The sequence below is a fragment of the Paenibacillus sp. GCM10027629 genome, assembly GCF_042676425.1.
GTDB lineage: Bacteria > Bacillota > Bacilli > Paenibacillales > Paenibacillaceae > Paenibacillus_K > Paenibacillus_K terrigena.
In genome coordinates, this window is record NZ_JBHTGZ010000009.1 from 1,344,950 (window position 1) to 1,358,765 (window position 13,816).

The 13,816-nt window shown below is 45.9% G+C and carries 9 protein-coding genes; 2 read left to right on the forward strand and 7 right to left on the reverse strand.

Translation table 11 applies throughout. From position 1 onward, the window contains the following. Positions 1 to 184 precede the first annotated feature (184 nt). The gene (locus ACFQZR_RS15590) at positions 185 to 4,711 is read right to left on the reverse strand and encodes an endo-alpha-N-acetylgalactosaminidase family protein (RefSeq protein WP_379347385.1); all 4,527 of its coding nucleotides are present in this window, start codon (positions 4,709 to 4,711) and stop codon (positions 185 to 187) included. Between the two features lie 181 nt (positions 4,712 to 4,892). After that, on the reverse strand, positions 4,893 to 8,891 hold the full coding sequence (locus ACFQZR_RS15595; RefSeq protein WP_379347387.1) for a family 20 glycosylhydrolase: 3,999 nt from the start codon (positions 8,889 to 8,891) through the stop codon (positions 4,893 to 4,895). Positions 8,892 to 9,353: 462 nt separating this feature from the next. On the opposite strand from ACFQZR_RS15595, the gene ACFQZR_RS15600 reads away from it, so the two are divergent. Further along, positions 9,354 to 10,190 (forward strand): MerR family transcriptional regulator, encoded by an 837-nt coding sequence (locus ACFQZR_RS15600; protein ID WP_379347389.1) that lies wholly within the window; start codon positions 9,354 to 9,356, stop codon positions 10,188 to 10,190. A gap of 22 nt (positions 10,191 to 10,212) precedes the next feature. Here the strand turns inward: ACFQZR_RS15600 and ACFQZR_RS15605 are convergent, their stop codons facing one another. Continuing rightward, positions 10,213 to 11,037: an alpha/beta fold hydrolase gene (locus ACFQZR_RS15605; RefSeq protein ID WP_379348865.1), complete on the reverse strand. Its 825-nt coding sequence runs from the start codon at positions 11,035 to 11,037 to the stop codon at positions 10,213 to 10,215. Positions 11,038 to 11,366: 329 nt separating this feature from the next. On the opposite strand from ACFQZR_RS15605, the gene ACFQZR_RS15610 reads away from it, so the two are divergent. Continuing rightward, positions 11,367 to 11,822 (forward strand): RidA family protein, encoded by a 456-nt coding sequence (locus ACFQZR_RS15610; protein WP_379347391.1) that lies wholly within the window; start codon positions 11,367 to 11,369, stop codon positions 11,820 to 11,822. A gap of 22 nt (positions 11,823 to 11,844) precedes the next feature. Here the strand turns inward: ACFQZR_RS15610 and ACFQZR_RS15615 are convergent, their stop codons facing one another. From ACFQZR_RS15615 to ACFQZR_RS15630, 4 genes are read right to left on the reverse strand one after another with little or no spacing between them, the layout of a single operon-like run. After that, complete coding sequence (locus tag ACFQZR_RS15615; protein WP_379347393.1) at positions 11,845 to 12,417, reverse strand: DUF1572 family protein; 573 nt, start codon at positions 12,415 to 12,417, stop codon at positions 11,845 to 11,847. 19 nt (positions 12,418 to 12,436) lie between these two features. Next, positions 12,437 to 12,805 (reverse strand): glyoxalase superfamily protein, encoded by a 369-nt coding sequence (locus ACFQZR_RS15620; RefSeq protein WP_379347395.1) that lies wholly within the window; start codon positions 12,803 to 12,805, stop codon positions 12,437 to 12,439. Further along, positions 12,802 to 13,302 (reverse strand): cysteine hydrolase family protein, encoded by a 501-nt coding sequence (locus tag ACFQZR_RS15625; protein ID WP_379347397.1) that lies wholly within the window; start codon positions 13,300 to 13,302, stop codon positions 12,802 to 12,804. Before ACFQZR_RS15625 ends, ACFQZR_RS15620 begins: the two co-directional genes overlap by 4 nt. Before the next feature lie 3 nt (positions 13,303 to 13,305). Continuing rightward, positions 13,306 to 13,779: a VanZ family protein gene (locus tag ACFQZR_RS15630; protein ID WP_379347399.1), complete on the reverse strand. Its 474-nt coding sequence runs from the start codon at positions 13,777 to 13,779 to the stop codon at positions 13,306 to 13,308. Positions 13,780 to 13,816: the final 37 nt, after the last annotated feature.

Here is a 13,816-nt window from a genome sequence, read left to right on the forward strand (position 1 = left end):
TTCATAGAACTGTTAATATATTGTAAAGACGCGGTTTTAACCCCTTTTTTCGACAAATAATATTTCATAGTCCTGCAGATCTAGGTCTAACGAATGAGATTATTTCGATATCCAACAATGATACGTTGTGTATCATTACAAATTCAAAAAAAGCAGCCCAAGATTTCTCTCGGGCTGTTATGTGTTATTGAATAAGTTTCTGGGCAATAGCAGCCAAATCACTGATGTCAATGACACCATTGTTGTCAAAGTCAGCCAACTGCACCTTGCTCCAGTTCGGACTTGTCTTCGTGGCACCATAGTTCGCTGCTGCAATAGCCAAGTCGCCAATCGTCACTTTGCCGTCACCATTCAAGTCGCCTGTCGCAACTGGCGGTTGCTCCTTCGACACTTGTACGGTTGTGCTTGCATTGCCGACTGTCACTTCAGTTCCAGCAGCATCCGAAATGATGGCCTTCGTGATTGCAATGACGCTGTTCACAACTTCTGTAACTTGCTTCGCTTTGAACGTGAGCTCGAGGACATCCTTGGTTCCTGTTGCGGCATTCCCTGGCCCTTCGCTTGCAACGATGAAGCGCAGCTTGCCATCCGGTGTTGTCTTCTTATCAATAATGCTAATGCCCGTAATCAGAGATTTTGCATGCAAGAATTCCAATGTTGCTGGATCGAAATCGACAGACAAATCCTGTGCATATACACCCTGCGTCACGCTGCTTAGACCGACTTGAACTTTGAACTCTTTACCAGCGTAAGCCGAAGCTGGTGCCGCGATCGAACCCGTTGGCGCTGCCGTTGTAGAGACCGTAATTTTGCTAACGCCTTTGAATTTACCATCCTCCGTCGTCACCGTAATGTCAGCCGTTCCCAACTTCTTCGCTGTGACGACTGCTTTTCCGTTCGTTACGGCGACGGATGCCACAGATTCATCACTGCTCGACCAAGTGACATTTTTATTCGTCGCATTACTCGGCTCTACTGCTGCATTCAATTCAACAGTCTGACCCACCGTAAGTGTTGCATCGGCTTTATCCACCTTCACACCTGTTACTGCCGTTTGTGTAGTCTCATCGACCACACGAATCGTATCGAGTACCATGGTTCCTGTTAATTCCGTTCCTGCATTCGATGTGAAGTTCTTGTTAATCGCCAGATAGATATCCTTCGCATTCGCTGTCTCGAACCTCAGATCTAATGTCCCCTTGCCTGCATCCAGTTTCTGTGATACCAAGTCCTTCACCGTTCCTCCAACGTTTCCGCGAACGGATACGGTATACATATCTTTCACTTCAGCGTTGTAGGCCATGGTCAGATGATATTTCTTATCTGGCATGAGACGTAATGTCTGAGGTAGCGTACGCAGCACTTCGCCTGTACTCTCTTCATTGGTCTTGAGCGATGTTTTGCCGTCAATGACATAAGACTTGATCTGGCCATCAAGTTTCTCGACAAGATGCGTCCGTACAGGGCTGTTCTTCGAATACACGAAAGGACCATATCCTTCATCGATATTCTCGAAATCCTCGTAATAGAATGTGCCGCCATCATGCTCATCCGTCTTCGACGGATTCTCCCATACACGCACATCATCAAATTGAACAACGGCAGTGCCTGGATCTACGTTCAGCGCCAGTGTTGCTGTTGTACCCGTCGCATCAAAATTCACTTTTAACCGTTCGAAATTCGTATTTAGATATTTGTGCTGCTGTGCCCAGAACTTCACATTGGTGTTATCCAAGTAATTACTGTTCTCTTGCTCGCCTTGCTTGACACTGATGGTCGTTCGGCGTTCCCCGTTCACCTTCACCCAGACAGAAGCACTGTACGTTTTCCCTGGTGTTAGGCCGGTAAGCACTTGCTTCACGGAAGCATCTTGGGGTCCTGAGACTTGCAGCTTATCATCCGCGTTGCCGTCTTTCACAATCGTGATATGATCCGCATTTCCGCCTGTCGAGGATTTCTGCCACTTCGTAAACCCTTGACTATCGAAGCCTACATCCTTCGCAGCGCCGTTACCGCCCCAAATCATGTCTAGAGCCGCTGGTGCATCTGATTTATAGAGGACATAACCGATTCGTTGGTCCGCATTAATCGTTACTTTGCCATTTACGACGGGGACGTCCTGAACGAACTCACGCCCTAGATCCGAAAGCTTATAAAGCTTCGCACTGCTCACTTGACCCCATGAAGTCGGTACATCCCATGAGGTGGATCCGCCTACAGGATTCCAGTGGTAGATCTTATCTTCTTTGACCGGATCCCATGGTATGAATACCGTGCTATCTGTAATTTCGCTGCTATAAGTCATGATTGCGATATCTTTGCCATCTTTCGTTAGATGCACCTTACCATCTTGCAGACGGGCAACAGAGACATTATTCGTGAAATCAATCCGATCATTGATCATTTTTGTAATTTGGAAATACTGCATATACTTCGTAGGTAAATTATGCTCGAAGAAGGCTTCTGTCGTCTTCTTGTAATCATAGAATGCAGGGTTATTCTGCCAGTAACCAACGCCAACTTGCTTGTTCCCCTTTAAGAGCGGATCACTTAAGAAGCCGTCCATCGTGTCATTCCGTAAGAAACGCATAATTTTACTGGTGTTGCCTTGATTTGGATATCCTGGATCTGTTCCCCAATGCACCCAAGATACTTGTTCGTTGAACGGGCCTGCGAACTCCGTACCGAGCATCCAGCCATTGTCTTTCGCGTACTTCGCCAGTTGGGCAGCATTCCAGCCAAGGCCGGAATAGACATCGACATAGAGGAAGTCCAGGTTATTTCCGGTATCGGATTTTAGCATATCCAGACGACGCTTCAGCTCTCCCGACTCGATATCCTTCGTCTTATCCACGTAATAGGCTTGATCCAGCCATCCCCATCCTCTGCTTAGAGGTTGAACCAAGTTCTCCATTTTCGTTTCTTTGGCATCCAAAATGTATTCGGTCGCGTTAATGTGCACGCCGCCTTTGATGTTATACTTCTTACCTTCTTCGAGAATATAGTTAAAATCCTTCGCTCCACCCTGACGAATACCAATGTGACCGCCATAATCCGGATGAGAATCGTCATGGCCTTCCGCTTGATATCCTTTATGCAGCACAATTTGACCAAATCCATCGGTTAGATTCGAGATTTTCTTCGCGTCATCAAATGCGCGCATGAATGGATTCGTATTCGTCGAGCCGAGGTTAATGGCAATGTAAGAGATGTTATCGCGTATCATATCACTGCGGTACGGCGCAGGTGCATTCGCACGATAGGCTATCGCTCCGTCTTGCCAGTTGATGATACCGTCATTGTTCGCATCCGGCGTGATAATGACTTTGGACCATGGCAGCTCTTCTGGGCCAAAGCCAGGCGCAAGACTTCCCCGATATGTCCATGCCCCGTTCCACAGCGCGGCCTTCTTAACGCTATCTGTCCCCGTAGAGACTTTCACGCGAAGTTTATCGTCCCCATTAATGACATTGTTCACGATCGTTCCAGCAAGATAACCATTGTTCAAGAATGCGTAAGTTCGGCTTCCGCCACCATCTGCTGCATTGTCCTTCAAATTCTTATATTCTTCATTAATGGTGTTCCATTGCGAAGTGACTTGTACGGCTGTCTCATCGGCCTTTGGCTCAGTAGATACGACGGACACAAGATCATGATTCGGGAATTCGACGGTTCGAACCTTGGTCGTACCATTCTCGGCTATTCGTGTAACGCGGAAGTTAAGAATGTTATCCTTCACTTCGAGTTCAACATCCATATCCACGTTCTGATCTGGAAAGCTTAGGGTATAGGTCGCCGATTCCCCTTTCGTCGAAGTCGCTGCATGCTTCGCGTAATTTGTAGCGATTGGGTAGGAGGACACGCCATTAATTTTCACTTCATTTGCACCATTGATCTGGCCTTGTATCAGCTTGCCTGTTGCATTCCACGTATATTGCTTAACCCTAGGGAATTCTTTATCAATCTCAGTTGTTAAGATGTTGGAAGCGAGCGTGTCCGTGATCGTGATTGGACGGGTATTCACATTCCCGGCTTCTTTTTCTGTTAATTTAATATCATCAATATTGATGGTCTTATTGGCGAACCAGCTGCGAATACCGATTTTGCCCGGGGCCATAGGGATATCGGAAAGTGTCGCATGCAGCACTTCGTTCCCATCCAGCCACAATTGGACGCTATCATCAATGTAGCGCAATTTGAACGTATATTCTTTATTGGCTTCGAATACGGGATTGGAGACCGTCTCAATTCCTCCATAGGTCTCTGTCCCGTTCTTCAGGAAATCCCAGCCCCAATCATTATTATCATAATGAATAAGTGCATAGTTATTGGCATCGACATAGCGAATAAGTAGTCCAATCCGGGATGGAACATCTTTGAATTTCATCTTGATCTCATACTCACCGTTCTTAATGACAGGAGAATCGGTATCCACGAGGACTGTAGATCCAACCGTCTCCGCCTTCAACGTTCCATTATCCGCCGTGAGCGTAGCTGCACCTTTTGCCACCTTCCAACTCGATACATTGCCGTCATTAAAATCCTTCGTGTAGCTTGCTAACGCCGCTGCTGCTGTGGCAGAAATGTTCGACGTTACGGCACTCGTCGTCCCATCGGCGAATACGAGCGTCGCTGGAACCCCCATCTGCACACTCATAAATAAAGCGATCGCTGCGCTAGTCTGTTTAATAACTTTTTTCTTTTTCTTCATTGGTTATATAATCCTCCCATTTCAAGTCATGTTCTTACGCCCATAAGTGCGATCTTGATCGAAGTTCTAATGACGTGTCATAAATCCCCTCCTCCTACATAGTCCGAAAGTGCAAGCACAAAGACACGGCATTGTCTCATCGTTCTCATGAAGCAAGCCGTGTCGGATGTCATTTCCCTATTTAATTCTTGTTCGTACCCATGATTCGCTGCGCGACCCATACTAGATCATCTAGATCCACTTTCCCGTCATGATTAACGTCAGCTCTCTTCGCGGTATTCCAGTCTGAATCCTTATCGGTCTTGCCGTAATTCGCCGCGATGATTGCGAGATCCCCGATGCTGATCTTGCCATCGCCATTCAAATCGCCTGGAATACCCGGCTCATAGACCGTTACTTGAATAGCAAGAGACGATACCTTCGCAGTCATCTCTACGCCTCCATCATCCGATACCACGGCATTTGTCACAGCAAGAGTCGTGTTCGTGCCCTGCGTTAATTCCTTAGATTTGAAAGTGATTTTCAGCATATCAGGATTTCCGGTCGATGCTTGCTCTGGATCAATACTTGCAAGGATGAAGCGCAATGTTCCATCTGGCTTGTAGACCGACTTGATCACACTAACACCATTGATCAAAGAGCTCGCATCCACATACTCCAGCACTGTCGGATCAAATTGCAGGGAAATATCCTGAGCGTATACACTTTGTGTAACGTTGCGAAGCCCTAAAGTCACATCGAAAGATTGTCCGGATACGACTGACGAAGCACCGATCAATGCCGTAGACAGTTCCTTGTTCACGGACTTCTCAATGGTAACTTTTGAAATGGCCTCAAATTTACCATCTGTCGTCGTGACTTTAATATCTACTGTCCCTTCCTTCACGGCCGTGACCTTGGCTTGACCCGCGCCCGTCGCCTCCACTGTCGCAATTGTAATGTCGCTGCTGGACCAAGTCACCTGCTTATTCGTCGCGTTCGCTGGAAGAACGGTAGCTGTCAGATCTGCTGTCTCGCCTTCCTTCATTGTAATGGTAGCCTTATCAAGCGAGACCCCTGTGACGCTGATATTCGTAACCGGTACGTTGTTGTTGTAATGAAAGTCATCGAAGACCGCTGTTGTCGTACCGAACACTCTCGCGCCCATTTTACCCGCCGTATTCGGAATACCGCTGATGATGTTGTCATAATACGTCACGCCGTTCACGATCAGCGCGACGGAATTACCTTCGAATTTCACTTTGACCGTCGCAGGAACCCCCTTCGTTAACTTCGCACCGGCATCACTGGTCATCAGACCGTAGCTATCTTGCGCATTGACCCAGTACCACGATGTCTTATCGAACCCTACCGAAGCCCACGAATCATTCGAATCGTATCGGAAAATAATCCCTAGACGCATGTTGTCAGACTCCGGAAGAACCTTGAATTCGACCTCACCGTCCTTCACAGCAGGTGAATGCTGATCCACGAAAATATTGTTCGTTCCATTGGAAGCCAAACGAAGCGCATACTTGCTTGCTCCCGCCGGATCGTCCACTAACGTCATGGTTCCTACACCCTTGCCAATCACATGCTCCCAACCCTCGATAGTGTTGTCCTCGAAGTTCTCCGTGTAACGAATCGCTTCTGGAACAGTAACCGGATCATTCGGATTCGGTTGATAAACCTCGAATTCATAAAGCGAATATCCATAAGTACCTACTCGCTTCGTTCCTAACATTTTCACATACCTAGCTGTCGTTGCAGGGAATCGGATAATTTCTGTTCCTCCGGCACCTGCTGTTGTCGTGTAGACATCGCTCCAGTTCTGATCATCGTCAGAGACTTGGATCTTGTATCCTTTCGCATAGGCAGCTTCCCATTTCAAGACTACTTTATCGAACGCCTTGCGCTCTCCTAGGTCGACTCGAATCCATTCATTATCCGTATACTTCGAAGCCCATCGAGAAGTGCTCGATTCGATTTCATCAAATGCGAGATTTGGTGTCAGATAGTCCACTTCAGACGATGATGCAGTGGCCGGCTGATGCGCAGCGATATTGATCGTCCATGGCGGTGATCCAGCAGCTGCTGCAATCTCTTTCGCGGAAAGCACGCGATTCACCACTTGCAAATCATCCAATGCACCAACAAATCCATGGCTTCCACCAATCGTTGCTATCGGCAGCAGTGTTGTATCTCTCAGCGTATCCTTCAATACCCCATCCAGGAATAACGATGTGCCGCTTAGATCCCCACGAAGTGCAACATGCACCCATTTGCCAGTAGGAATGACTGCATTGAAGCTGTAATCATACCCTTCACGCGAAAATCCAACTTTACCTGTTCCAGTTTGTTTCAATTGAATTTTACCGTAGTCGGACTGCATAAAGGTCACTTCGGACGCGGCATTGGTCGCTGCTTCATCCAGATTCACCCAAGCCGAGACGGTCCATGGGAATCCTTTGTCCGGAAGTCCTGTTGTAATGAACCCGCTCGCATCGTTGAACTGTACAGCCTTGCCATTCTTACCCGACTCGGCCCACGTTCCCTCCTGCATCGATCCGTCATAGCCATTGCCGGAAGTATCGTGCACGGTTTGACCGTTACCTTCTTCAAATGGATAAGATAGAACCACTTCGCTTTGTGAGGCTACACGATGCTGCAAATTGGTCCCGGGCACATCCCCAATGGATTTGCTAATTTGCTGGAATTGTGCGTAAGTCGAATCTGTCGTTTTACCGCCCCACATTTTCTGCGCCAATGCCGGAAGCGCTTCCTTAACGCGATCATGGACGTCCTCGACACTAACTTTTTTGCCTAATAGGTCATTCCATACCGCGAACATGGCCCCTTGCAGCTTCGGTTCGTTCTCGCTTAATTTGATCGAGCTGCTGAAATATGTAGGATCCCAACTCTCATAAATCCATTTCGTATTCAAATAATCGTAATAATAGCCTGCTTTCGGTACGATATATAAGTTACCGTCGACCGTATTAATGATATTGAACCCATCGCGAATCGCATCATTCGGATTATGCCATCCGTTATTCCAGATATTGATCGTAATATCTTTGTTCACAGGTGTCGTACCTGGGAAGAAGGAGAGGCTTCCCCACATCCGAGATGTCTTGCCTTTACTCTTAAAATAGTCATCCATCGAATTCAAGAATTGTCGATAGGCTTCCACCGTCGACTTATCATTCCGATCGAATTCATCGCCGCCAAAATGGAGTTCCTTCGCATCGAACCAACCGCCATCGATATACTCTCCCCATACATCTTTGACAAACTCAACCGCCTCCGGGCGAGTAATATCCAGATGATCTACGGGAAGCGTGTCCTTAACGAGGTCAGGTCGAATTTTCGTCAAGGATAGCGCATGGCTTGGCGACTCCAGCTCCGGGGTAATGGTCATGCCGTGCAAATTCGCCAAATCCTGCAGTTCGCGGAATTCCTTCTTCGTGTAATGTCCATCTTTCGCCGTCAAATTCGGATACTTCGTGCTCTCCAATCGGAATGCCTCATATTTATCCCAATGCGTACGACTATTATCTTTGAAAATCTCGTTATCATTTAAGTGAATTTGGAAGTCGTTCATTTTGTAATACGACATAAACTTCACATATTCTTTGAGAAAATCCATCGGGAAAAATTTACGTCCAACATCCAGCATGAAGCCGCGCACCTTGTACTTCGGAAAATCCTTCGCATTCCCCTTAGGGATCTGAATGTGTGCTCCATCTTGTGCTAGAATTTGAAGCGCAGTCCGCGTACCGTAGAACACGCCCGTATCTGTATTCGCTCGTATGGTGACATAATCACCGACTTCAAAGTAGTACCCCTCATCACCAATCGAATCGTCTCGCTCATTCGTCATAGTAAGGACAATATCTCCCGCCTTCGGCAGGTTGCTGACAGCAGATACATATTTGCGCCCTGTCAATTCCTTCAGATCGCTCTGGAATACGACAGCGGTTGCGCCTAACTTACGTGCGTAACTTGTAGGCAGTACGAGACGTGAGTTCTCTGTCAGCGTGAAGCTGCCTGTTCCCCCTGTCCATTCTTGCAGGCTTGGAATAACAGTCGGCTTCAGATTCACGCTGCCTTCTGCCGCATTAGCCGTTGACAGCGGTACCAACGTGAGAATCATGCCTAACAAACATAAAATTGTTGTAAAGATTTTGATCTTCTTCACGATTCTTGTGTCCCCTCCTTCATCATATTTGAATGTTAACGCGAAGACTGCCCCCTCAGCACCACAACGTCGATTACCATTCCCCTCGATTACGTCCAAAAATATCGGCATCATCATCTCCTTTTCGTTTTTTTGCCCAAATTGTTGCCTAAAAAGGGCGTAAAAAAAGCATGAGCAAAAAGAGTTGCCTCTTTAAGCTTATGCCTGATTCCAGTAACACGCTTAGAGTTGAGGGGTGGTATAACCCTAAAATAGTAGATTCCTCTCCCCATAGCAATACATTCGACAAAGGTTATCAGAATAATGGATAATCCTACTTTGCTGTCGATTTATACGTAATAATTGACACAATAATGCCCCTTTTAGAAGTAAATGTCATATTGAACAGGTACCTTAAAAATAAAAATTCCTTGCTCATTACGTTACGTTATGTGGTGTAATGGTAAGGAGGTGAGACGCATCATGGACGGAACAGATAAAATCTTTTTGATCGGCGAACTGGCCGCGGCAACCGGTGTAACCGTAAGAACCCTTCAGCACTACGACAATATCGGGCTGTTGCCAACATCCGGCCGTACTGATGGTGGACGACGTTATTATGCCAAGGAAGACATGCTCTGTTTAGAGCAAATCATGTTTTATAAATCATTAGGATTTTCCTTACAAGAAATACGCGACAAAGTGATTAAACGTCCGAAGTTATCTCAGATCGATCAAATCCTGCATGAGCAGGAGGTTGTACTCTATAGAAAAATAGAAGACGCTTATGCAAGCATTGCTTCAATCGATGCATTTCGGACTGCCATCGCAGCTGGAAACGACCCGTCGTGGCAGTTGATAACCGGTTTTATCCGATCCTTAAGGAACAGTAATCTGTTGGATTGGGGGCAATACACTTTCAGTGACAGCCTGAAGGAAATGTTGGGTGAACATTTTGCCAAAAGAGAAGCCTTCGATTTTTATCATACATGGAGAACAATAGCATTGAGAGCCGCGGCGCTTGCCAAGTCCGGGATGGCACCAGAAGATCCGGTTGCACAAGAATTAGCCGAGGCTTGGTGGAAAATAGTACTGGAAGTAACCGAAGGGGATGATGAACGAATCCATGCTTTTACACAGATTCAAGAAGATCGAGCTTCATGGCCTGAGGGAGACCGCGATCTCATGGATGCATCTCAATCTTTTATTGATCTATCGGTGGAGCACTATTTAAAGACCCGACCAGAGGACAGCAAAGAATACAGCTCTTTAAAACGTAAATACGATAAATGCCAAACACAATCAGAGGAGATTCCCTAATTGCTTGACTATCTTACTGACCCTAGTCCCGCGAATGCTTTTTTACAAATACCAGTATTCTGCTGTTTACTTCTTCAGGATACTCCCCATTTATCGCATGTGAGGCATTAGGCCAGCTTTCGATATCAATATCTTTTACATATTTTTTACCTTTTTCAACTGCCTTTTTCGAATTATGCATTGTGCTGTTTTCAGCCATTAATGCAAGAATAGGAAGATCAATCTTTTTCAAATCTTCAACACGAATTTGATCAGGAGCCGGAAGCTTAAGCTTGTAGTTTCTCATTGCTGATTCTATTAACTTTGCAATCGGTTCACTTTCATCAGCCTTAGCACCTCCAGAAATATAGCTTAACATCTTTTCTCTGATAGCTTGGGGAATAACTGGCACAGATGCCGGAATTGATAAAGCAATCATCTTTAGTGAAATGGGAGCGAAAACAAAAACTGGATCTAGAAGGCTAATAGATGCTATTCTTTCGGGGTAATATCTCGCTAAATTTATGGCAGTCCAACCCCCTATTGAAACTCCAACAATATGAGCTCTATCTAAGTTTAACGCTTCAAGCACCTGATTTAACCATTCAGCTTGTACCTGCCGGTTGACAATTGCAACTGTCTGTATGCTCATTCCAGGCTCCCCGAGTAAATCAATTGCATAGATAGGCCTTTCCTTCATTAGCCCCTCCAAATTCGGCTCCCACATCGGTGTGGAAGCTGAGCGTCCAGGAAGCAATACGATCGGCTCTTTGTCCCTGTTTTTCTCTTCAGTAAAGTGATAAATACGAACTGTACCATATTTAGTTTGGATATCCTTTGTCTCATTAGGCTTTGGGAGAAGTGCCATTGCTTCATGATAAGCATTCTTAAACTCCGCTTCTCCTGCTTCAGAAGTAAAATGACCTCGTTTACTTTTTATCAAAATAACTCGTTCCCCCTTAGAATCAACACCCTTAAGAACATGTAACTGCCTGCAGTACAAGTATCTTCCAGCTCATTAATCGCATCTTTATTTATGATTTAATCATATTACGCAGCGTAATGAGCAATAGTTATTTTCAACGGTCGAACATTATAGCAATACAACACGATAGGTCTGATTTTAAGATTGAATCCATTTTAGGCTTGTGGTATGTTTTTCCATAATCTATATTTTCATATTAGAGGAGGATCAATATGACCGTAGAACAGCGTCTCGCAGCATTAGGATTTACCCTGCCTGAAGCCAGTCAGCCCGCAGCAAAGTACTCGAATCTCGTGAATATCAATGGACTCGTATTTCTATCCGGCAAAGGACCATCCGGTCAACCGAAGGGAAAACTCGGCATCGATTTCTCGACGGAGGAAGGGTATCGATTTGCAAGGCAAGTTGGGCTTGAGGTACTGTCGGTACTCAAGGCCGAGCTCGGATCGCTCGAGCGAGTGAAGCGTGTCGTCAAAGTCCAAGGCTTTGTCAATGCAACCTCTGATTATGAAGAGCACAATAAGGTACTCAATGGGTTCTCTGAGCTGATGATCGACGTATTCGGTGATGAAGGGCTGCATGCGCGATCCGTGTTCGGCGCTGTCTCCGTGAGAGACAACCTGCCGATCATCGTCGATTCGATTTTCCAAGTTGATTCGAACATCTAAAACGACAAAAGAGGCTGAAGTCCTATGACTCGAGCCTCTTCACTTCCCCATCCACAAAATGTCGGATGCCTTTATCTTCGGCAAACTTGGCATGGTTGTATTGCTTGGACTGATTCTTCGGAACAGAGAGACTGTTCCATGCGCCATCCTTGAGCGCTTTGGCCGCATAGATGATCTGGCCGACATGGTACGGATAATGCGCAAGCTGTCGATTGATCGCATCCATCACGGTATGCCCTTCGTTTCGGATATAGATGATGTCCATCAATTGATTCGGTTCGATCGATTCAAGCGCATCGAAAAGACAAGTCCAGCCTTCGTTCCATTGCTTCATTACTTCTGTCGGATCTTGCTGATCAACTTCGAATTCTGCATCACGGTCCCGCCATTCCTTCTCCCCATCCATCGTACGAAAGTCCGTCCATCGCGAGCGCATATTGCCCCACAAATGCTTTACGACCGTTGCTATCGTATTTGAATCGTTATTAGGAGCGAAGAATAACTGTTCAGGTGTTACCTGCTCCATTGCCTTCTCACCAAGCATTTTATAATAGCGGAACTGCTTCTTCACACTATCCAAATAGACTTGATTCATCTCCAACGATCCCACGCTCCTATCCTGCATCCATTTCATAGAATACGAGTCGGTTCCCGAAAGGATCCGCCAACGACATCTCGACGTTATCCCAAGGTGTGCGTTCAAGGCCTGGCCGTGCAAATTTGTATGTCTTCGCCAGCAGCTTCTTATGATAATCTTCCAGCCCAGTCACACCGATTCGTATCGTCGAACCTGGCGTTGCATCGCCATGATGCTCTGACAGATGAATTGTAATACCAGACATCGTAACGGACATATATAACGGAAACCCATCCTCATAACGATGCTCAAATTCGACCCCAAATTCTAAAAATTCCAGATAGAACTCCTTCGCCTTCTGTTCATCAAATATGCGAAGAATGGGGGTCATGCTATGACAGATCATGCACTGCCCCTCCCGACCATGAACTCAATTACCGGATAAGAGATCATGTGCCGATCGCGGGTTGTCATCGCAATAATATCTGGTAAACTAACAATGCCTTTCTGCAGCATAACTGTTTTGAATCCACGTTCAATCGCGCCATTATAGGTGAATAACACGCATTGCTCCGCAGCGAACCCTGCCACGATAACCATGCCAACACCCTGAGCCCGTAGAATTTGCTCCAGCTCTGTCTGCCAGAATGCATTCGAGTGCACCTTCTTCACATGAAGATCATGCGCATCGACGTGAATTTCGGGGATGAAATCGAGCAGCGCTGCGTTATCATCCGTTGTATCTTCAACGTCCTGGATATGTACGACACAATGACCATGCGTGCGAAGCTGATCCGCAACATGATTCATGTATTCGCATGCTCTAGCAACATCAAACTTCTCCATGTTATTCTCTAAAAATAGACGCTGCATATCCACGATAAGTAAAGCAATTTTCTCCATATATTACACTCCTTTTGTTGTATCTATTGATTGTGATACTTGCCTACATAACCGCCTGGTTAAGACGAGACCTATCCATCCACCCACCGTATTCAACATGATGTCATCGACATCGAATCGGCCTACATAAGTCAACATCTGTGCACATTCGACGACAAAGATGAGGACCACCACGAGCATTACGAATTTTGCGACCCGCATAAACTTCTGATTCAATAGTGGAATGAAAATCCCTAACGGAATAAATAAGATGATATTCCCGAACAGATTTTTTACCCATGTCTCAGTGCTAAAGTGGTCTCGATGGATCACAAGTTGTTCGATCGTAGCAAATGGGATGAGATTGTAGTGATACATATCCAAAGCATGCCTTGCCCGAAAGAACAGCAAGTTCAACATCACCAAGCAATAACCTACTAACGCGACGAGTAAGATAGTAGTTACGACATTATTTCTATAATATCTATGCTTAAACATTTCAATGATGTGTCTCCTATTCCATGCAAGTTCAACC